An 18509-nucleotide genomic window follows, 5' to 3' on the forward strand; every position below is an offset into this window, starting at 1 on the left:
TTGTCGTGATTTATGATGGTGCGTCAGATCAGCGCGACCGTGACGTCGATGTTGCCGCGGACGGCCTTGGAGTAGGGGCAGGTTTGATGCGCTTCATCGATGATGCCGCGTGCGATCTCGGGGTCGAGTCCCGGCAGGCTGACATTGAGGCGCGCCCTCAGCGCGTAGGCGCCCTCGTCGAGCACCAGATCGATCTCCGCGTCGATCGCGCTTTTCCTGGGAAGGGTCACCTTCTGCTTGCGCGCGGCGAGTTCCATGGCGCCTTCGAAGCAGGCTGACCAGCCGGCCGCAAACAATTGCTCGGGATTTGTGCCGATGCCGGCCCCGCCCGGCGGCGACAGCTTGACGTCGAGGCGACCGTCGGAACTGCGCGATATGCCGTCGTGCCGGCCGCCGCTGGTGTGGGTCCGGGCCGTGTAGAGCAGTTTTGCCGTTTGCGTCATGAAGAGCTCCTTGCAGTCGCGCAAACTGACTAGCAGCGACGCGCTCCGGAGACCCGTTTGGACTTGTGAGAAGTTGTGAGGCCGGCGCAGAAGCTGTTGCGAGGCCTGCAAACAAGGTCTGAGGCCGATGCAACGCAGGCCTTGCGGGATGGCTGCCCTCTGGCTATCCGGTTCGCAAATGAGCAAGATTTCGCGATGACCACGCCGACCGGGCCAAGACTCTCGTTCGGACCATTCACCGTGGCGCCACATGAAAGGCTTGTGACGCGCGACGGCGTCACAGTGCCGCTGGGTGCGAAGGCGTTCGACGCGCTGACCGCACTGATGTCGCGGCCGAACGAGGTCGTCAGCAAATGGGATCTAATGGCGCTGGTGTGGCCCGGCATCACTGTCGAAGAGGCCAATCTGCGCTTTCACATCGCCGCTCTCCGCAAGGCGCTCGGCGACGGCAAGGACGGCGCGCGATACATCACGACGCTCTCCGGGCGCGGCTATTGCTTCGTGGCACCGATCTCGCACACGCAGCTTCCGGCGGCGCGGCGCTCGTCCCCGCCGATGGAACTGCCGCCGGTCAAGCTGCCGAATCGGCTGCAACGGATGATCGGGCGCGACCAGGCGGTCACCACCATCTCCGACAAGCTTCTCACCTCGCGCTTCGTCACGATCGTCGGTCCGGGCGGCGTCGGCAAGACTGCCGTCGCGGTGGCGATCGCCCACGACCTGCTCGCGACGTTCTCCGACGCCGCGCATTTCGTCGACCTTGCCGCGCTCAGCGATCCCAATCTCGTGATCACCTCGATCCTGTTGATGCTCGGCTTGCCGGCCGAGACCGACGATCCCCTGCCCGCGCTGCTCGCGCATGTCAGGGACAAGCGGTTGCTGCTCATCCTCGACAATTGCGAGCATGTCATCGCCGCGGCGGCACCGCTGGCTTCGGCGATCTTCCACGCTGCGCCTGATGTCCACATCCTCGCCACCAGCCGCGAAGCCCTGCGCGTCGAGGGCGAGCAGGTCTATCGACTGGCGCCGCTCGCCGTACCGCCTGATAGTGCCGGGCTGAGTGCGGCGGCTGCACAGACCTATCCCGCGCTTCAGCTCTTCATCGAACGGGCGACCGCTGGCGGCGCGCAGATCGCGCTCGACGATACCAACGCCGCGACTATCGCGAGGATCTGCCGCAACCTCGACGGCATGGCCCTGGCGATCGAGCTCGCCGCCGGCCGGGTCGAAGCTTACGGCCTGGAGCAGACGGCCGCGCTGCTCGATGAGCGTCTCAATCTGCTCTGGCAGGGCCAGCGCACCGCGCCCCCGCGACAGAAGACGTTGCGGGCGACGCTGGACTGGAGCTACGGGCTGCTGTCCGACATCGAGCGCCTCGTCCTCCGCAGGCTGGCGGTCTTCGCAGGTCACTTCACCATCGACGCCGCCCTCGAGGTCGTCCCGGATGAACGTGCCGACCGCTCCCATTTGTTCGATGCCATCGACAGTCTCGTCGCCAAATCGATGGTCGCGCCGCGGCCGGTCGGCGCCATGATGCGCTACCGTCTGCTCGATACCACGCGCGCCTATCTGCTCGAGATCGAGCCGAACGACGCCGCGCTCGCCGCCCGCCACGCGACCTACTACCGGCGATGGCTGGAGCAGGCCGGCAGCACATGGGCGGCAACGCCGAACGCCGACGAACGGGCGATCCACTTCTCCGCGCTCCACAATGTGCGTGCCGCGCTGGACTGGTGCTTTGGCGCGGGCGGCGACGCCACCGCCGGCATTGCGCTCGCCGCCGCGGCAGCGCCGATCTTCCTCGCGATGTCCCTCTTGATCGAATGCCGGCGCTGGTCGGAACGGGCACTGCTTGCGATGACCCCGTCCGCGCGCGGCAGCGCCGATGAAATGCACATCCAGGCTGCCCTCGGGCTGACCCTGATGTTCACGCGCGGCGGCAGCGAGGCGGCGCGCGCGGCCTTGAGCAGGAGCCTTGCGATGGCGGAGGCGCGCGGCGACGCGCCGAACCAGCTGCAGCTGCTCGGCCGCATGCATATCTTTCACGAACGGATGGGGCAGTTCCATGCCGCGCTTGGCTATGCGCAGCAGAGCCTTGCGGTCGCGCAGCCGCTCGGCGATCCCGGCTCGATCGTCCTCGCCCATTCGCTGCTCGGGGTTTCGCTGCATCTGGCCGGCGAGCACCGCGACGCGCTGAAGATGCTGGAGGTCGCATGGCAAGGGCCGGGCGCCGAACGAATCAGCACCATCCATGGCTTCGATCATCGCAACCGGGCCGGCATCACGCTGGCGCGCGAACTCTGGTTGCAGGGCCGGCCCGCGGACGCGCGGCAGCTGGCGCAACAGACGGTGACTGAAGCCGCGCAGATGGAGCATCCGATCACGCTGTGCATCGCGTTGATCTGGGCGGTCTCGATCTCGCTCTGGGACGGCGATCTCGACGGCGCCGAGCAGAGCATCGACCAATTCATCGCGCATGCCGAATCTCGCTCGATGGGTCCCTATCTCGTGGTGGGCCGCGGCGTGAAAGGCGAACTGGCGATCCGTCGGGGAGACGCCGCGCAAGGCGTCGATACGATCATGGCTTGCCTACGCGAGCTCCACGAGGCCGGCTACGAACTGCTCACCACGACCTTCAACATCGCGCTGGTTCAAGGCTTGTTGGCGCTTGGACAGATCGAGCAGAGTGCGCGCCTGATCGACGATGCGATCCGCCTCGTTGATCAGGGCGGCGATCATCTCTACATGCCCGAGTTGCTGCGGATGAAAGGCAGAGTTCTGTTGTCGCTGCCGGAGCCCGACGCCGAGCAGGCAGAAGCCCACTTCATGCAATCCCTGGATCTCAGCCGCCGGAAAGGCGCCACGGCCTGGGAGCTGCGCGCTGCGATCGATCTCGCCGGGCTGTTTGCCGGACGCAGGCAGCGCGACGAGGCGAAGCGATGGCTCCAATCGGCGCTCGAGGGCTTTGCCGAGGGCGCCGATACGGCGGATATCAAAGCGGCCAGCGTGCTTCTGACCACGCTGTAGCAGCCCTATTCCGTGGGCGTACCCTGCTTCCACTGGCCGCCGGCGATCTTGGCGGCGGCAATCACCGCTTGCGTCCGGCTCTCGACGCCGAGCTTCTGCAGGATCGCCGAGACATGCGCCTTGATGGTGGCCTCTGAGACACCGAGCTCGTAGGCGATCTGCTTGTTGAGAAGGCCCTCCGACAGCATCATCAGGACGCGAACCTGCTGAGGCGTCAGCGTCACCAGGCGGTCGCGCAGGCGGGTCATGTCGGGATCGGCGGCGGCGGAGAGGTCGGTATCGGCGGGGACCCAGACGTCGCCCTCCATCACCTTGAGGATGGCGTCGCGCAAGGTCTCGACCCCGAACCGCTTCGGGATGAAGCCGGACGCGCCGAAATCGAGCGAACGGCGGATCGTGGCGCTGTCGTCGGAGGCCGAGACGATCACGACCGGGATCGCCGGGTATTGCGCACGCAGATAGATCAGGCCGGAAAAGCCGGAGATCCCAGGCATGGAGAGGTCGAGCAGGACCAGGTCGACCTCGGAGGCCTGCTCAAGAAGCTTGGTCAGATCCTCGAAGGACCCGGCCTCGTCGATCCGAGCCGCGGGGAGAACGCCCGCCACCGCCTGCCGCAGCGCATCGCGGAACAGGGGATGATCATCGGCGATGACGAGATGGGTGTTTGCATTGGCTGTTGCAGTCATCTGTTCCGCAGGCCGACGAAAGATCGGGAAAGAAGTTCAACTCGTTGCTGATCATGCAGCAATTGCGATTGTTTACTGACTGGAGCCGTCTTGCAAGGCAACCTTCCGCCCGTAGTCGCAAGGCGGTTAATCACAGGCGTCAACCAACTGATGTTGCAGCGCAAAAAGCCGCTGACGAGTCTCATCAATCCCTGAACAGCAGGTCTCGGGTCAACTCATCGATCACGGCGACCGCTTGAAGCGCTGCCCTCAATCGCTCGCGATCACGGGCCGACAACGGCTTGACCAACACCGCATTGGAGGGCGCCGTCCCCTGCGCCACATCCGCAATCTGTTGCGACACGATCAGCTCCAGAAAGATACCATGGGCCTCGTCGAGCGCATCGAGATCGGTCTGGCCACGGCCAACCAGGGCCTTCACGCCCGCGAGGCGTTGCGATGTCGATCGGTCCATCACATGGTATCGGATCGCCATCGCACGCGCTGCAGCGACCAGGCCGAACAGCCCTGCCGCCTTGAGGTCGATGCGACCGCCGTCAGTGCGAATGCCGCCGAAGAATTTCAGGCTCGCAGGGACGCTGATCCCCTCGACCAGAAGCTTGGCGAACGCGACCTGCCCCTCGGCTGCCGCGAAAGCCGCCTGCCTGACCGCGACGGCAAGGCTGCCGTCGCCATGAACGGCCCGGAGATCGAAAAAGATATCGACCGACAGCAGATCCTTTGGACTGGAGCGGCAGACCCAGTGCTCGATGCGGTCCCGCCAGGTTGCGACAGAGCCGCGCCAGGGTGGGTTTTTCGCCATGACGCCCCCCTTGCAATAAGGCACACCGGCCTCGTGCAGAATATCTGCAACGTGCGCTGCGAACGTCTCAAACCAGCGATCCTCGTCGCCTCCCGGCTCGCCTTGCGCGAAGATCACGGCATTGTCCTGATCCATCGCCAGCAGGCTTTCGCCGCGCCCGGCAGACCCGAGCACGATCAGCGTGTAGGGCGTGGGGGCCGCGCCCCGACCGCGATCCCGCATGATCCGCTCGGCGATCACAGCGGCCTGACGGGTGAGGGCGCAGAGCTCGCTGGAGATCACCTCCGCAATCTGACGCCCGGACAATCCTTCCGCCAGGAGCACCTCCGCAACCCGCGGCAGCTTCGCCCAGGCCAGCGCCAATGCCTGCGTATCCGCAGCATCCTCGATCTCGTCGCCGAGCGATATGGCCTCCCCTGCCCGCAGACGCAGCAGGTCCCGCGCGGACAACGCACCGACCACCCGGCCGGCCTCATCGACGACGCCGAGATGGCGGGTCTTGAGGCGAATCATCCGGCCAATCGCGCGATAGACAAGCGCGTCCTCGGGAATCGCCGCCAGCGGCCTGCTCATGATGCGGTGCACCGGCAGCTCCAGCGCGGGGGCACCGAGCCGGGCGATCGCCCGCAGCACGTCACGCTCGGTAACGATCCCGGCCTCGACGGCCTTGATATCGTCGGCGGCCGCATCCGCCGCACCGACGTACACAGCCGATATTCTCTCGCTGGTCATTCGCGCCAGGGCTTCGCTCACCGAAACGTCCGGACCGACGAAAATGACGGGATACCGCATGATGTCGCGGTTGCGGTGGCGATAGGCATAGGCGTCGAATCGCTTCAGCGTTTGCTCTGCATCGATACGAGCCGTCGCTTCGACCGGCTCGACCCAACCCATCCGCACCTGATCGTCGAGCACCGTGGTGAGCGCGCGACAGACCCGCTCGGCTTGAGCGACGGTCCGGATGCCGTGCTCGCGCAGCCTCGGCAGCAGCGCAAGGAAGATCCGTGCCGTCGTGATCGCATCGCCGAGAGCGGAGTGCCGGCCGGCTACGTCAATGCCAAGCCAGGCCGCAAGATTCTCCAGCTGGTATCCGCCGAGGTCCGGCGCAACGATCTCCGCAAGCAGTCTGGTATCGAGCGTTCGAGGCCGGGACCATGGCAATCCCGCCAGATCGCATTCGCGCTTCAGGACGGCCAGATCGAAACCGATCATGTGCCCGATGACGACCGTCCGGCCGAGGAATGCCTCGAAACGCGGCCACACATCCACGAATAGCGGCGATTCAGCGACCATGGCATCATCGATGCCGTGAATGCGCGTCGTTTCGGCGGGGATCGGTTGATCGGCCGGCCGCAGCAATTGAACGAACGAACCGCCGTCGACCAGCTTTCCGGCCGACAGACGCACGCCGGCAAGCTCGATCACCCGCGCCTTGCGCGGATCGAGCCCAGTCGTTTCGGCATCGATGACAACGGCGTCGAGCGACAAAAGCGGGGCGGCACCACTCGTCGTATCCATTGTCCTCCCTCGGAAGGCCCGGACCGTGCGATGCTGGCCGGCAAACCGGGCATTGGCAGAGGCCGGGCGATCCTACGCCAGCAGCCTGTTGGTCACGGCAGCCGCATCGATGCGATCGACCAATTCGTCATGGATGTTGCACAGGCTGACGCGCAGGTAATTGCGGATCGTCTCGAAATCCCGTCCGCGCAGCTTTTCGTGGATCGGCATCATCGCAAAATAGGTTTCCGCCAGCGGCTCGGGAATGTCCATCACGCGCTTGGGCGCATGCCCGCCAACAAGGTCGAGCCTCTGCTCCAGCTCGCGCCGGGCCTCAAGCCAGGCGTCCTCGCCGAGCGACGGCGGCACGGGGTAACGGTCGAAAACCGAGAGGACGACGAGGATCATCTGGTCGAGAACCGCCCGGCGGTGCATGCCGGCATGTGGGCGCAATACCCCCTCGACCATCTCGCCGACCATCGCAAGCCCGAGCGGATAAGCCTGCCAGCGCGACCGTTCGACGGCTTGTGCAAAGCCTTCCTCGGCAAACAGCACCTTGGCGTAATGGCCCGCGCGGGCACGCGAATACTCGTAAATACCCTTTTGCACGATGAATGCCGACTGCGCGTCTATGAAGTCGGCAAGCGCCTTGCGATCGCCAATCGGCGGCCGGGGACGAAAGAATTTCTGCAGCAGCTTCATCGCAATCCGATCCTGCCAAACGGAATCGCCGTGCTATCCCGCGCTCGCCGCGCCCGAATTGTCAACGGCCGCAGCGCCGTTCGCATCCGCAACATCGGTTCCCTCCGAAAGTATTAGAAAGACCTCGGCACTCCTGATGTTAGCCTCCGACATTCCAAATTGGCGAAAGACCGGTTGGAAGGCGGCACGGGGGGGCCGCAGCGACGGGTATGCAACCCCTCGATTCCTCCGGCTCGCATGCCGGAGTGCTGACAGAGGAAATGCAGCCCATGCCTGACTCCCAAAATCTCAAAGAACGAGAAGAAGCCCACTGGCGCAAGACCTCGCGCCTGATGCTGATCAACCTCGGCATCTGGTTCTTCTTCGGATACGTCATCCACATGTTCGTGGTTCCGCTCAACGCCATCAAGCTGCCGATCCTTGGCTTCCCGCTCGGCTTCTATATGGCCGCGCAGGGTTCGCTGATCGCCTTCGTGGTCATCCTGTTCGTCTTCGCCAGACAGCAGGACAAGATCGACCGAGAATTCGGCTTCGCAGAAGACGATTAGGGGGATTGAACATGGCTACGCAGGCCTCAACCGGCGGCTCCGACTTTCTCAGCAACCTCGGGCGGATCTACGGCTTCTACACCGGTGGATTCGTCGCGTTCGTCCTTCTGCTCGCCGCCCTCGAAGTGATCGGGGTGCCGAACAAGGTTCTCGGCTACCTGTTCGTGTTCTTCACGCTCGCGGTCTACGCCATCATCGGCATTCTGTCGCGAACGGCGCAAGTCTCGGAATACTATGTGGCCGGTCGCAGCGTACCGGCGTTCTACAACGGCATGGCCACCGGTGCCGACTGGATGTCGGCAGCGTCCTTCGTCGGCATGGCGGGCACGCTGTTCCTGCTCGGCTATGACGGACTTGCCTGGGTGCTCGGATGGACCGGCGGCTTCGTGCTGGTCTCCATCCTGATCGGGCCTTATCTGCGCAAATTCGGCGCCTATACGGTGCCCGACTTCTTGTCCTTCCGTTATGGCGGCAATTTCGCCCGGGCGCTGGGCGTCGTCGTGCTCGTCGCCTGCTCGTTCACCTATGTCACGGCGCAGATCTACGGCACGGGCATCATTGCCTCGCGCTTCCTCGGAATGCAGTTCGAGCTCGCGGTTTTCGCGGGACTGGTCGGCATCCTGGTCTGCTCGATGCTGGGCGGCATGCGCGCGGTGACCTGGACGCAGGTGGCCCAGTACATCGTGCTGATCATAGCCTACCTGACACCGATCGTGATCCTGTCGACCAAGATCTACGGGATACCGCTTCCGCAGCTGACCTATGGGCACGCGATCGCGGACATCACGGCGCGCGAACAGGACATGCTCGCGAACGGACTGGCGGCGGCGGCAAGCCTCAAGCCGCACATTCAGCCGTTCTTCAGCTATAGCCCGCTGAACTTCTTTGCGATCATTCTGTGCATGATGGTCGGGACGGCCTCGCTGCCGCACATCTTGATGCGCTACTTCACGACACCGTCGGTGCGTGAGGCGCGGCAATCCGTGGCATGGTCGCTGCTGTTCATCTTCCTCCTGTACTTCTCGGCGCCTGCCTATGCGGCGTTCTCGAAGCTGGAGGTGTACACGAACATCATCGGGCGCGATCTGTCCGCGATCAGGCCCTGGCTGTTCAGCTGGGGCGAGCTCGGGCTGATCCAGATCTGCGGCAAGAACGCCGTCAACATCGACGCCGTCATTGCCGCCTGCAAGGCCGTTGCCGGTCACCCCGGTGTGGTCCGGCTGCAGGACTTCGTGATCAACACGGACGTGATCGTGCTCTCGACACCGGAGATCGCGGGGCTTCCCTACGTGATCTCGGGCCTCGTCGCGGCCGGCGGCCTGGCCGCGGCTCTGTCCACCGCCGACGGGCTGCTGCTCGCGATCGCCAATGCATTGTCGCATGATGTCTACTACAAGATGATCGATCCGAACGCGCCGACGGCACGCCGGCTGATCATCGCGCGCGTGCTGCTGCTGGCGGTCGCAGTCATTGCCGCGGCGACGGCTGCCACCAAGCCCGGGGATATCCTGGCCATGGTCGGCTGGGCGTTCTCCCTGGCGATGGCGGGCAACTTCCCGGCGCTTGTGATGGGTGTGTGGTGGAAGCGCACGACGTCCACGGGCGCGATCTGCGGCATCATCGCCGGATTTGGGCTGTGCATGTTCTACCTGCTCGTCACGCGCTATTTCCCTGGCGCGGGCGTCAAGTATTTCGGCATGACGTCGCTGCTCAATCCGGTCACCGGCGCACCGCTGGTCGACATCGCCAAGGCCATGGCATTGCCCAACGCCATGGAGAGTTGGCCGACGCTGGCCCACCCGCTCGCCAACAAGGTGGGTTGGTTCAACCTCAACAACATCGCATGCGGTTTGCTGGGGACGCCATTCGGCTTCGCGGTGATCATCATCGTGAGCCTGCTGGGAAGGGCGCCGTCGCGGGAAATGCAGGCCTATGTTGACGAGATTCGCAAGCCGCGAGGCCGCACGGTGCTCGAAGAGAAAACGACCTGAGCGGATCGGATCGATTGCGACGAACGGGGCCTTGCGAGGCCCCGTTCTTGTTTGCGACCGGCGGCGCTCGCTTGCCCAGAACCGTCTGCCTTGACATTGTTGGGTGCGGCGGCCGGTGCAGAATGCCCGACGGGCCGGGCCGAGCAGGCAGCCCTCGCAAGACCATACTGCGCCAGAGCGAGGTCCGGAGGAGGACAGATTTTGGACATTGCCGACTCGTTCGCCAGATACTGGTATTTCCACCTGCCGAACTTCGTTCTGGCGGCTCTGATGTACACCATGCTCGGCCGCTTCCTGCTCGGCCTCTTCGTCGACGCCGACTCGCCGAACTATATCTGGCGCTTCTTCTGCCGCCTCACCGATCCGGTGCTCACCGCCATCGCAACCGTCACGCCGAAGGCAGTTCCTCCAGCCATCGTGTGGCTGTTCGGTTTTGTCTGGATGTTCTGGTTGCGGATCGTGCTCCACTACACATTGCTCGTGCTCAACCTCGCGCCGCGGCTTGCGGGAGGAGGATCATGAACCGCAACTTCTTCCTGATCGGTATTGCCTTCTTCGGAATGATCAACGGCCTCTTCAACCAGCTTTGGCTGATCTTCGCCCTGCTCTACGTCCAACCGCTCGCAGGCCCTCTTCTGTTCGGAAACATGTCGCTGACGCTGATGTTCGCCTCGCTGATGGTCTCGACCGCCACCGTGATCCTGGGCGGCATTCCCGCCGCCATCTACGAACGCGTCACCGGCGCACAGGAGTCGAACGGCGTCTCGCTTTGGATCTGGCTGGCCGGCACGGCTATCCTGGCGCTCCCCGCCGCCGGCAATTTCATCAGCATCGGCCTCTGAACGGCGGGCGGGAACCATTGAAGGCAGGCCCCGCAGGGACTACCCTAGACGCATCTCGATCCCAATGAGCCAGGCGACGGAGTTCCTCCTCATGGAAGAAATGCGCCGCATCGCCTTTGAAACGGTCCTGCGCGCGTGCGGATTTGCCTCCCTCGCCATATTCTGCGTCATGATCGGCCTTTCGTTTCTGCCGCGCTCCGCGTTTCAGGCGGGAGGCTTTCTGAGCCTGATCATGACACTGGTGCTTCTCCTGAAAGCGCAGGAGGCGCGGACCAAAGACCACCGCCGCACCGAGATGTGGCTGTATCTTCCAAAAGACAGACGCCCGCCTCAGCCGCATGCACAAAAAACAGTCTCGGCGGTGATGCGAGAAACCTATCTGGTGTTCGCATACTGGTCTGCCCTGGTGTCAGTAGTGATGTGGATTGTCGCGATGGGCTTTTCCGTCCTTGGACTTTAGTTTGAGGCTGCAGACCCCACGGTATTTCGTTCCCGCGGCTCCGTGATTTCCCGTCCGACATCTCCGCGATCCTTCCGATTCGCGTCGAAAGTACTATTGGGCCGGACGCGATAGGCATGTAATTGCTCGCCCCCGATTGGTGGCGCGCCCGCGTGGCGCGAATCGGTTCTTGAAAAGAAAACAAGCGGGAGCGAATCTGAATGACGACAGTAACTGCAACATCGGCACCATCTGCCGGCGCCGGGATGACGAAGGACGAACGGTTCGTCATTCTCGCCTCCTCGCTCGGTACCGTCTTCGAGTGGTACGACTTCTATCTCTACGGCTCGCTGGCCGGCATCATCGGCGCGCAGTTCTTCTCGGCCTATCCCCCGGCAACCCGCGATATCTTCGCGCTGCTGGCGTTTGCCGCGGGCTTCCTGGTGCGTCCGTTCGGCGCGATCGTGTTCGGCCGCGTCGGCGACATCGTCGGCCGCAAATACACTTTCCTTGTCACCATCCTGATCATGGGTCTGTCGACCTTCATCGTCGGCCTGTTGCCCAACGCGGCGACCATCGGCATCGCGGCCCCGATCATCCTGATCGTGCTGCGCCTCGCCCAGGGTCTGGCGCTCGGCGGCGAATATGGCGGTGCGGCGACCTACGTCGCGGAGCATGCGCCGAACGGCAAGCGCGGCTTCTACACCTCCTTCATCCAGACCACGGCAACCCTCGGCCTGTTCCTGTCGCTGCTGGTGATTCTGTTCACCCGCACCGCGCTCGGCGAGGCCGATTTCGCAGCGTGGGGCTGGCGCATTCCGTTCCTGGTCTCGGTGCTGCTGCTCGGCATCTCGGTCTGGATCCGGCTTCGCCTGAACGAATCGCCGATCTTCCAGAAGATGAAGGAAGAGGGGAAGGGTTCGAAGGCGCCGCTGACGGAGGCCTTCGGCAACTGGCAGAACGGCAAGCTCGTGCTGCTCGCTTTGCTCGGTGGTGTGATGGGCCAGGGCGTGGTCTGGTACACCGGCCAGTTCTACGCGCTGTTCTTCCTGCAATCGATCCTGAAGGTCGACGGCTATACCGCCAACCTGCTGATTGCATGGTCGCTGCTGCTCGGCACCGGCTTCTTCATCGTGTTCGGCATGTTGTCCGACAAGATCGGCCGCAAGCCGATCATCCTCGGCGGCTGTCTGATCGCGGCGCTGACCTTCTTCCCGATCTTCAAGATGATCACGTCCAACGCCAACCCGGCGCTGGAAAAGGCCATCGAGTCGGTCAAGGTCGAGGTGGTGGCCGATCCCGCCGGCTGCGGCGATCTGTTCAACCCGGTCGGTACCCGCGTCTTCACCGCTCCTTGCGACACCGCACGCGCCTACCTGTCGCAATCGTCGGTCAGGTACACGACGAGTTCGGGTCCGGCCGGCTCGGGCGTGAAGGTCGTGGTCAACGGCAAGGACGTGCCCTACGCCAACGCCAAGGACAGCAACCCGGCGGTTCTCGCCGCGGTGCAGGCGGCTGGCTATCCCAAGGCGGGTGACACCGGCATCGTGAAGATGTCGCATCCGTTCGACGTCTTCCGTCCGCAGCCGGCGGCGATCATCGGCCTGCTGTTCGTCCTGGTCCTGTTCGTGACCATGGTGTACGGCCCGATCGCGGCGATGCTGGTCGAATTGTTCCCAACCCGCATCCGCTACACCTCGATGTCGCTGCCCTACCACATCGGCAACGGCTGGTTCGGCGGCCTCCTGCCTGCCACCGCCTTCGCCATCGTGGCCTCGACAGGCGACATCTATGCCGGTCTGTGGTACCCGATCATCTTCGCCTCGATTACCGTGGTGATCGGCTTCCTGTTCCTGCCGGAAACCAAGGACGTCGACATCAAGGCGACCTGATCGCAGCAGCAATCGACGACACCAACCGGCCGCGGTCTCCGCGGCCGGTTTTGCTTTGTGTGGTTATCGATCGCTGCCGATGAATTGCAGCACGATCTCACGGCGGTGCGGGCGGCTGCGATGCTCGATCAGGTAGATCGCCTGCCAGGTGCCGAGCGCGAGCTTGCCGCTCAGGACCGGGACCTGAAGCGAAGTCTGCGTCAGCATGGTCTTGATATGGGCCGGCATGTCGTCGGGCCCCTCGGTATCATGGGTCCACCCGGCGTTCTCCGGTGCGAGCCGAGACAGCGCCGTGGTAAGGTCGACCAGCACGGAGGGATCGGCGTTCTCCTGGATCGTCAGCGAGGCCGAGGTGTGGCGGATGAACAGCGTCAATGCACCCTCGCCCGCCCGCGCCTCGGCGATGAATCGTGCGGCCTCGCTGGTCAGATCGGTGAAGCCGCGGCCAGGCGTCTGCACGGTGAGCAGTGCCGATGTGACGGTCGTGGCCTGTACGGACGATGGTGCGGAGCGGGTGACGGATCTGGCAGATGTCATGGAGGGGCCCGCATCAGATCCTCCCCGACACGTCTTTCTGCACGCGGTTGGCCATGTCGATCAGCCGCCGCCAGGCCTTTTCCAGGAACGACATCACACGGTCGACGTCCTGCTCGCTCGGCAGCGGGATCTCGATCTTGCGCTCGCCCTCGGCGACCTTGGGCTCGGGCTTCCTGAGTGGATCGGATTTCGGCAGCGCCTCGTCGATCTTGCCCGATACCGTTGGCCCCGCCGCGAGCTGTGCCTTCAGCCGCTCGACCTCGGCCTGGAGCCTGCCGATCTCGGCGTCGAGTGCGGTCCGCTCGTCGGGCACCGCGTAGCAGGCCCAACCGGCGCCGTTCCTGGTGCAGGTCGACACCGTGCCGGTGCGCGTGTCGAGCCGCAGCACGCCCTCGGGGATGGGCGTCATGCTGTAGCGGCCATTTTCGCCGTCGGGCGTAGATTGCGCGGCCGCGAGGCCGCCGCTGACTACCATCACCGCGGCCGCCGCCGCGAGCCATGATGTCGTGGATGACGTCGCAGGTCTCATCATTGTCTCCGCCCGGCACTGCTGCGGCTGCGGTTGCAATTCTACACCCCCAGCCGGCAATCCGCCGCCAAAAAGCCGCCCCCGAAATTAACGAACGCGGCGGCTTCTTTGATCCCGCGAGCGCGGCGAAAGCACGGCTGCGTCCGCCGTTCGCAAGCAGACCTGCTGCGGTGCGGCGTCACGCTGTGTGCAGCGCTGCCGTGCGCGTCAATATCATCAAGTAAATCAAATACATAATCGGAAGGGACGCAATCGTGACTTGGCTTGACTTGATTATAGGCCATCAGTATGGTCCGCGCGGCTTTTGAGGGTGACGGGCGCAATTTCCATTCAGCCGCAGCGTTTCGGGTCTTCGTTGCATGACACAGGGCACGGGACACGGCGAGGATGGAGATCGCGATAGATCGCCCGAGGAAGCCGCGCTTTCCGATCGGCTCGGAAATCTTGATCAGCGGTTGTCCGAATTTCGCGACCGCCGGGCCAAGACCGAGCAACCCGCAGGTGACGATGGAGACAAAGCGGCCAGAGCCTCGGCGATGGCGCTTGGTTTCCGACTATCCTCGGAGTTGATCGCCGGCGTCGCTGTCGGAGCGGGGATTGGCTGGGGGTTCGACCACTTGCTGTCGACGTCGCCTTTCGGATTCATCGCGTTCCTGCTGCTGGGCTTCATCGCCGGCGTGGTGAATGTGGTGAGAACGGCAGGCGCGGGTCCGAACAGGCGCGGTGGTTCGTAATTGGCCTAGCCGGGTTAACTGTCGTGCCGCTCGCCGGCACAGCCGGCCGACCAATCTTCACTGGTCGGCTTGTCCAGCAGACGAGAGATGCCGCGCGGATGAAAATCGACCCGATCCATCAGTTCAACGTCGAACCGCTCTTCACGATCGGCCGTATCGGCGATCACACGATCGCCTTCACCAATGCCTCTCTCTACATGTTCGTCGCGGTGGGGATCATCGCGCTGCTTCTGCTCACCAGCGGCAAGCAGCTGGTTCCGGGGCGTCTGCAGTCGGTGGCCGAGCTCTCCTATGAGTTCGTGGCCAGCATGATCCGCAGCACTGCCGGAGCGGATGGCATGCGGTTCTTCCCGCTGATCTTCTCGCTGTTCATGTTCATCTGCGTCTCGAACCTCGTAGGCATCGTTCCGTACACGTTCACCGTGACGAGCCATCTCATCGTCACTGCGGCGCTGGCGCTGCTGGTGTTCTTCACGGTCCTGATCTACGGCCTCTACAAGAACGGCCTGAAGTTCCTGAAAGTGTTCGTGCCCTCGGGCGTTCCGGGCTACATCCTGCCGCTGGTCATGGCGATCGAGGTGCTGTCGTTCTTCCTGCGGCCGGTCTCGCACAGCGTTCGACTGTTCGCGAACATGCTCGCGGGCCACATCGCGCTGAAGGTGTTCGCCGGTTTCGTTGCCATGCTCGGCGCGTCTCTTGGCGTGGTCGGCTGGATCGGCGGTGTCATGCCGCTGGCGCTCGCCGTCGCGCTCACCGCGCTCGAACTGCTGGTCGCGTTCCTGCAAGCCTATGTGTTTGCGATCTTGACCTGTATCTACCTCAACGACGCCATTCACCCTGGACACTGAGTGATCCGGGTGCTTTTCCACCCACACCTGTCTTTCTTCCAAGGAGTCAAAAATGGATCCGCAAGCAGCTAAGTTTCTCGGCGCGGGCATCGCGTGCATCGGCATGGGCGGCGCCGGCATCGGCGTGGCCTTCATCTTCGGCAATTATCTGTCCGCAGCCATGCGCAACCCGGCAGCTGCTCAGGGCCAGTTCGGCAACCTGATCTTCGGCTTCGCCGTGACCGAAGCGCTCGGCATCTTCTCGCTGCTGATCGCTCTGCTGCTGCTGTTCGTCCCGCTCTGAACGCGTTTCGCGCCGCTTCCAGGTGGGAGGCGGCGCGTCTGACAGCAACAGGAGAACTCCATGGCTGAAAGTCATGGCGGCGCCAAAGGTACCGGCGCTCACACGGAGGCCGATGGCGGTCACCACGGCGGTGGCTTTCCGCCTTTCGAGAGCAGCACCTTTGCTTCGCAACTGGTGTCGCTCGCGATCGCCTTCGTCGCGCTGTATCTGATCGTCTCCCGGTTCGCGCTGCCGCGTGTCGGGGGTGCGATCGAGGCGCGTCAGAACAAGATCGAGGGCGATCTCGCCGAAGCGCAGAAGCTGAAGGACCAGTCCGAGGCGGCGCTCAAGGCCTATGAAGGCGAGCTCGCGTCGGCGCGCGCACGCGCACAGGCGATCGGCAACGAATCCCGCGAGAAGGCGAATGCGCAGGCGGAAGCCGAACGCAAGGCGCTGGAAGAGCAACTGTCCGCCAAGCTCGCCGAGGCGGAGAAGACCATTGCCTCGACCCGCGCGACCGCCATGAGCAACGTCCGCGGCATCGCGGCCGATGCAGCCGGCACCATCGTTCAGCAGCTCACGGGCGTCGTTCCGGATGCAGCGTCGGTCAATGCCGCCGTTGATGCAACCTTGAAGGGTTAGTCTCGATGTTCTTCACACCTGAGTTTTGGGTCGCCGTCGCCTTCGTGATCCTGATGGTGATCTTCGCCTATGTGGGGGTGTTCAAGACGGCGATGTCGGCGCTCGATCATCGCGCCGCTCGTATCAAGGCCGAGCTGGACGAGGCGGCGCGCCTCAAGCAGGAGGCCACCAAGGTGCTCGCCGACTACAAGGCGCGCACTGCCGGTGCCGAGCGCGAGGCCGCCGACATCATCGCCAACGCGAATGCCGAAGCGGAGCGCATCGCAGCAGAGGCCAAGGCGAAATTGGAAGATTTCGTCACCCGCCGCACCAAGACCGCCGAGGGCAAGATCGCACTCGCCGAGGCTCAGGCTCTCGCGGACGTCCGGGCAGCCGCCGCGGAAGCCGCCGTGCAGGCTGCCTCCACGATCCTGTCGCAGTCGGTCAAGGGCCAGATCGCCGACGACCTGCTCGCCAAGGGCATCAACGAAGTCAGGCAGAAGCTGAACTGAGGGATTTGCCTTACCCAATCAAAAAGCCGGCGCGACGAGCGCCGGCTTTTTTGTCTGTCGGGTAACAGCATCCACAAGTGCGGTATCATCACCCACCTTGTGCGCACTTGCGCACTGGGGCGGGTGATCCATTGCGCCGAGGCTTCTCAGTTCAAGCACCGCGGCCTCTGGAATACTGGATTGCCCGCCTTCGCGGGCAATGACAGCTGACATTGCCGCAAGATCTCCCTACTTCTTCTTCTTCCCTCTCGGCTCCGGCGAGAGCGCCTGCGGGTCGAAGCCGACATAGAAGATGTAGGTATCGGCAACCGCGGGCGCCGGCACCGGATAGGCCAGATCCTCGGCGACGAAGGTGAAGGGCACGCTGCCGCCTTCCGACATCGCCACCGTGGTCCGGTAGGCCTTCGAGGCGATCACCTTCTCGCCGACGCCGCCCTGCACGACGGCGATGCGCAGCGGCACCTCGACGGAGGCAGGCGCCCCGGCGGGGCCGGCGATGACACGGCCCTGGATGCCGATCCGGGCCGTGATGCCGGCACTGCTGCGCAAGCATTCGCGCGCCATCTTGGTGATCGAGGCCTGGAAGCGGATGTCATTGCCGACCGCCGGCTTGCCGCTGGCGCCGACCGCGTAGGTCGAGGCGCCCGCGCGCACCGTGACCTGGGGGCAATCGAGGTCGTCTTCGGCCGGCTGCCCGGGCGCAGGCGCCGGCTTCGGCTCCGCCGGCTCGTCGGACTTGCCGCCGAACAGGCTCTTGAAGCGGTCGGTCAACGACTGTGCCGCCACCGGCGAGACGGAGGCGAGCCCGACCGATAATGCCAGCACGACCGCTGCGCCCCGCCGCAACCTCGTCCGCGATGACCGAAGCTCCTGCACCATCAACACCCGTACTCCATGACAATGTTCCGGCCGGGTTATATCGCCAATATCGGCGAACCCAAGGCGGCAAAAAGGGATTTGGCTGCATCCATCAGGCTGCTCAGCCGCGGAAGTCCTCGTGCAGCAGGCCGAACAGCAGGTGATCCTGCCAGACCCCGTTGATGCAGAGATAGCGGCGCGCTAGGCCCTCGCGCGAGAAGCCGCACTTCTCCAGCACCCGGATCGACGGCGCATTGGTCGGGATGCAGGCGGCCTCGACCCGGTGCAGATTGAGCTCGCCGAACAGCGTCGGCAGCAGCACTCGCAGTGCGGCCGTCATGTAGCCGCGATGGGCATAAGGCTGGCCGACCCAATAGCCGATGGTGCCGGCCTGCACGATGCCACGCCGGACATTGGCGAGCGTGATGCCGCCGACCAGGGCACCGTCGAGCTCGCGGAAGATCAGAAAGGGATAGGAGCGGTCCGCGGCAATGTCCTCGGCATAGCGGCGCAGGCGCCGGCGGAAGCCGGAGCGGGTGAGATCGTCGGACGGCCAGATCGGCTCCCAAGGCGTCAGATAGTCGCGGCTGGTCTCGCGCAAATGAGCCCATTGCAGGAAGTCGGACATTTGCGGCGCGCGCAGGAGCAGCCCGTTGCCGCGCGGCGCCAGGGCGGCGGGTCCACTGGATGGCAGGCGAAAGAGGGCCATGTGATGCTTCCCGGGGCGAGGCCCACGCGC

Annotated in this window: 22 protein-coding genes; 12 read left to right on the forward strand and 10 right to left on the reverse strand. The window is 64.3% G+C overall.

What is annotated here, in order from left to right; all coding sequences use genetic code 11:
• Nucleotides 1-23 precede the first annotated feature (23 nt).
• Nucleotides 24-443, reverse strand: a complete 420-nt coding sequence (locus I6F09_RS16310) for an organic hydroperoxide resistance protein (protein ID WP_035996651.1) — start codon at nt 441-443, stop codon at nt 24-26.
• Between the two features lie 195 nt (nt 444-638).
• On the opposite strand from I6F09_RS16310, the gene I6F09_RS16315 reads away from it, so the two are divergent.
• The gene (locus tag I6F09_RS16315; protein WP_225188522.1) at nt 639-3470 is read left to right on the forward strand and encodes a winged helix-turn-helix domain-containing protein; all 2832 of its coding nucleotides are present in this window, start codon (nt 639-641) and stop codon (nt 3468-3470) included.
• A gap of 5 nt (nt 3471-3475) precedes the next feature.
• On the opposite strand, the gene I6F09_RS16320 is transcribed toward I6F09_RS16315, so the two are convergent.
• The 3 genes from I6F09_RS16320 to I6F09_RS16330 form a co-directional block, all read right to left on the reverse strand.
• A complete protein-coding gene (locus I6F09_RS16320; protein ID WP_035996645.1) occupies nt 3476-4156 on the reverse strand; it encodes a response regulator transcription factor in 681 nt (226 codons plus the stop codon).
• Nucleotides 4157-4340: 184 nt separating this feature from the next.
• Entirely contained in the window at nt 4341-6476 is a 2136-nt protein-coding gene (locus I6F09_RS16325) for a DUF294 nucleotidyltransferase-like domain-containing protein (RefSeq protein WP_225188523.1), read from the reverse strand.
• Nucleotides 6477-6548: 72 nt separating this feature from the next.
• Nucleotides 6549-7157 carry a hypothetical protein gene (locus I6F09_RS16330; RefSeq protein WP_057028414.1) on the reverse strand — a complete coding sequence of 203 codons (609 nt, stop codon included), beginning with the start codon at nt 7155-7157 and terminating at the stop codon, nt 6549-6551.
• Nucleotides 7158-7426: 269 nt separating this feature from the next.
• Here I6F09_RS16330 and I6F09_RS16335 point away from each other — a divergent pair, with 269 nt between their 5' ends.
• The 6 genes from I6F09_RS16335 to I6F09_RS16360 all read left to right on the forward strand — a co-directional run bounded on the left by I6F09_RS16335 (nt 7427) and on the right by I6F09_RS16360 (nt 12869).
• Nucleotides 7427-7705, forward strand: coding sequence for a DUF4212 domain-containing protein (locus I6F09_RS16335; RefSeq protein ID WP_035996678.1), 279 nt, complete (start codon nt 7427-7429; stop codon nt 7703-7705).
• An 11-nt stretch (nt 7706-7716) separates the two neighbouring features.
• A complete protein-coding gene (locus I6F09_RS16340) occupies nt 7717-9696 on the forward strand; it encodes a sodium:solute symporter family protein (RefSeq protein ID WP_036040224.1) in 1980 nt (659 codons plus the stop codon).
• 201 nt (nt 9697-9897) lie between these two features.
• The gene (locus tag I6F09_RS16345) at nt 9898-10218 is read left to right on the forward strand and encodes a YggT family protein (RefSeq protein ID WP_035996633.1); all 321 of its coding nucleotides are present in this window, start codon (nt 9898-9900) and stop codon (nt 10216-10218) included.
• The gene (locus I6F09_RS16350) at nt 10215-10538 is read left to right on the forward strand and encodes a hypothetical protein (RefSeq protein WP_225188524.1); all 324 of its coding nucleotides are present in this window, start codon (nt 10215-10217) and stop codon (nt 10536-10538) included. The genes I6F09_RS16345 and I6F09_RS16350 overlap by 4 nt, the downstream gene beginning before the upstream one ends.
• A 91-nt stretch (nt 10539-10629) precedes the next feature.
• Nucleotides 10630-10998: an integrator complex subunit 1 gene (locus I6F09_RS16355; RefSeq protein WP_157785154.1), complete on the forward strand. Its 369-nt coding sequence runs from the start codon at nt 10630-10632 to the stop codon at nt 10996-10998.
• A 245-nt stretch (nt 10999-11243) separates the two neighbouring features.
• A complete protein-coding gene (locus tag I6F09_RS16360; protein ID WP_225188599.1) occupies nt 11244-12869 on the forward strand; it encodes an MFS transporter in 1626 nt (541 codons plus the stop codon).
• Between the two features lie 63 nt (nt 12870-12932).
• Here the strand turns inward: I6F09_RS16360 and I6F09_RS16365 are convergent, their stop codons facing one another.
• From I6F09_RS16365 to I6F09_RS16375, 3 genes are read right to left on the reverse strand one after another with little or no spacing between them, the layout of a single operon-like run.
• Nucleotides 12933-13406 carry a secondary thiamine-phosphate synthase enzyme YjbQ gene (locus I6F09_RS16365; protein ID WP_225113009.1) on the reverse strand — a complete coding sequence of 158 codons (474 nt, stop codon included), beginning with the start codon at nt 13404-13406 and terminating at the stop codon, nt 12933-12935.
• A gap of 13 nt (nt 13407-13419) precedes the next feature.
• A complete protein-coding gene (locus I6F09_RS16370) occupies nt 13420-13935 on the reverse strand; it encodes a hypothetical protein (protein WP_225188525.1) in 516 nt (171 codons plus the stop codon).
• A gap of 41 nt (nt 13936-13976) precedes the next feature.
• Complete coding sequence (locus I6F09_RS16375; RefSeq protein WP_225188526.1) at nt 13977-14219, reverse strand: hypothetical protein; 243 nt, start codon at nt 14217-14219, stop codon at nt 13977-13979.
• A gap of 75 nt (nt 14220-14294) precedes the next feature.
• Here I6F09_RS16375 and I6F09_RS16380 point away from each other — a divergent pair, with 75 nt between their 5' ends.
• The 5 genes from I6F09_RS16380 to I6F09_RS16400 all read left to right on the forward strand — a co-directional run bounded on the left by I6F09_RS16380 (nt 14295) and on the right by I6F09_RS16400 (nt 16912).
• A complete protein-coding gene (locus I6F09_RS16380; RefSeq protein ID WP_035996624.1) occupies nt 14295-14669 on the forward strand; it encodes an AtpZ/AtpI family protein in 375 nt (124 codons plus the stop codon).
• A gap of 98 nt (nt 14670-14767) precedes the next feature.
• Nucleotides 14768-15517 carry a F0F1 ATP synthase subunit A gene (locus I6F09_RS16385; RefSeq protein ID WP_035996621.1) on the forward strand — a complete coding sequence of 250 codons (750 nt, stop codon included), beginning with the start codon at nt 14768-14770 and terminating at the stop codon, nt 15515-15517.
• A gap of 52 nt (nt 15518-15569) precedes the next feature.
• The gene (locus I6F09_RS16390; protein ID WP_008541273.1) at nt 15570-15800 is read left to right on the forward strand and encodes a F0F1 ATP synthase subunit C; all 231 of its coding nucleotides are present in this window, start codon (nt 15570-15572) and stop codon (nt 15798-15800) included.
• Nucleotides 15801-15860: 60 nt separating this feature from the next.
• Nucleotides 15861-16421 (forward strand): F0F1 ATP synthase subunit B, encoded by a 561-nt coding sequence (locus tag I6F09_RS16395; RefSeq protein WP_036040220.1) that lies wholly within the window; start codon nt 15861-15863, stop codon nt 16419-16421.
• A 5-nt stretch (nt 16422-16426) separates the two neighbouring features.
• Nucleotides 16427-16912 carry an ATP F0F1 synthase subunit B gene (locus tag I6F09_RS16400; RefSeq protein WP_035996616.1) on the forward strand — a complete coding sequence of 162 codons (486 nt, stop codon included), beginning with the start codon at nt 16427-16429 and terminating at the stop codon, nt 16910-16912.
• A gap of 18 nt (nt 16913-16930) precedes the next feature.
• Here the strand turns inward: I6F09_RS16400 and I6F09_RS16405 are convergent, their stop codons facing one another.
• The 3 genes from I6F09_RS16405 to I6F09_RS16415 all read right to left on the reverse strand — a co-directional run bounded on the left by I6F09_RS16405 (nt 16931) and on the right by I6F09_RS16415 (nt 18479).
• Complete coding sequence (locus tag I6F09_RS16405; protein WP_157783945.1) at nt 16931-17125, reverse strand: hypothetical protein; 195 nt, start codon at nt 17123-17125, stop codon at nt 16931-16933.
• Between the two features lie 15 nt (nt 17126-17140).
• Complete coding sequence (locus tag I6F09_RS16410) at nt 17141-17791, reverse strand: hypothetical protein (protein WP_035996613.1); 651 nt, start codon at nt 17789-17791, stop codon at nt 17141-17143.
• Between the two features lie 100 nt (nt 17792-17891).
• A complete protein-coding gene (locus tag I6F09_RS16415; RefSeq protein WP_035996611.1) occupies nt 17892-18479 on the reverse strand; it encodes a GNAT family protein in 588 nt (195 codons plus the stop codon).
• Nucleotides 18480-18509 lie beyond the last annotated feature (30 nt).

The organism is Bradyrhizobium sp. IC3195 (genome assembly GCF_020193585.1).
Classification (GTDB): Bacteria; Pseudomonadota; Alphaproteobacteria; order Rhizobiales; family Xanthobacteraceae; genus Bradyrhizobium; species Bradyrhizobium yuanmingense.

Excerpts from the sequence above, each read along its gene's own strand:
- I6F09_RS16310 (WP_035996651.1), bottom strand. The coding sequence starts at position 443 with ATGACGCAAACGGCAAAACTGCTCTACACGGCCCGGACCCACACCAGC.
- I6F09_RS16315 (WP_225188522.1), top strand. The coding sequence starts at position 639 with ATGACCACGCCGACCGGGCCAAGACTCTCGTTCGGACCATTCACCGTG.
- I6F09_RS16320 (WP_035996645.1), bottom strand. The coding sequence starts at position 4,156 with ATGACTGCAACAGCCAATGCAAACACCCATCTCGTCATCGCCGATGAT.
- I6F09_RS16325 (WP_225188523.1), bottom strand. The coding sequence starts at position 6,476 with ATGGATACGACGAGTGGTGCCGCCCCGCTTTTGTCGCTCGACGCCGTT.
- I6F09_RS16330 (WP_057028414.1), bottom strand. The coding sequence starts at position 7,157 with ATGAAGCTGCTGCAGAAATTCTTTCGTCCCCGGCCGCCGATTGGCGAT.
- I6F09_RS16335 (WP_035996678.1), top strand. The coding sequence starts at position 7,427 with ATGCCTGACTCCCAAAATCTCAAAGAACGAGAAGAAGCCCACTGGCGC.
- I6F09_RS16340 (WP_036040224.1), top strand. The coding sequence starts at position 7,717 with ATGGCTACGCAGGCCTCAACCGGCGGCTCCGACTTTCTCAGCAACCTC.
- I6F09_RS16350 (WP_225188524.1), top strand. The coding sequence starts at position 10,215 with ATGAACCGCAACTTCTTCCTGATCGGTATTGCCTTCTTCGGAATGATC.
- I6F09_RS16355 (WP_157785154.1), top strand. The coding sequence starts at position 10,630 with ATGGAAGAAATGCGCCGCATCGCCTTTGAAACGGTCCTGCGCGCGTGC.
- I6F09_RS16360 (WP_225188599.1), top strand. The coding sequence starts at position 11,244 with ATGACGAAGGACGAACGGTTCGTCATTCTCGCCTCCTCGCTCGGTACC.
- I6F09_RS16365 (WP_225113009.1), bottom strand. The coding sequence starts at position 13,406 with ATGACATCTGCCAGATCCGTCACCCGCTCCGCACCATCGTCCGTACAG.
- I6F09_RS16370 (WP_225188525.1), bottom strand. The coding sequence starts at position 13,935 with ATGAGACCTGCGACGTCATCCACGACATCATGGCTCGCGGCGGCGGCC.
- I6F09_RS16375 (WP_225188526.1), bottom strand. The coding sequence starts at position 14,219 with ATGGCCTATAATCAAGTCAAGCCAAGTCACGATTGCGTCCCTTCCGAT.
- I6F09_RS16380 (WP_035996624.1), top strand. The coding sequence starts at position 14,295 with ATGACACAGGGCACGGGACACGGCGAGGATGGAGATCGCGATAGATCG.
- I6F09_RS16385 (WP_035996621.1), top strand. The coding sequence starts at position 14,768 with ATGAAAATCGACCCGATCCATCAGTTCAACGTCGAACCGCTCTTCACG.
- I6F09_RS16390 (WP_008541273.1), top strand. The coding sequence starts at position 15,570 with ATGGATCCGCAAGCAGCTAAGTTTCTCGGCGCGGGCATCGCGTGCATC.
- I6F09_RS16395 (WP_036040220.1), top strand. The coding sequence starts at position 15,861 with ATGGCTGAAAGTCATGGCGGCGCCAAAGGTACCGGCGCTCACACGGAG.
- I6F09_RS16400 (WP_035996616.1), top strand. The coding sequence starts at position 16,427 with ATGTTCTTCACACCTGAGTTTTGGGTCGCCGTCGCCTTCGTGATCCTG.
- I6F09_RS16405 (WP_157783945.1), bottom strand. The coding sequence starts at position 17,125 with ATGTCAGCTGTCATTGCCCGCGAAGGCGGGCAATCCAGTATTCCAGAG.
- I6F09_RS16410 (WP_035996613.1), bottom strand. The coding sequence starts at position 17,791 with ATGGTGCAGGAGCTTCGGTCATCGCGGACGAGGTTGCGGCGGGGCGCA.
- I6F09_RS16415 (WP_035996611.1), bottom strand. The coding sequence starts at position 18,479 with ATGGCCCTCTTTCGCCTGCCATCCAGTGGACCCGCCGCCCTGGCGCCG.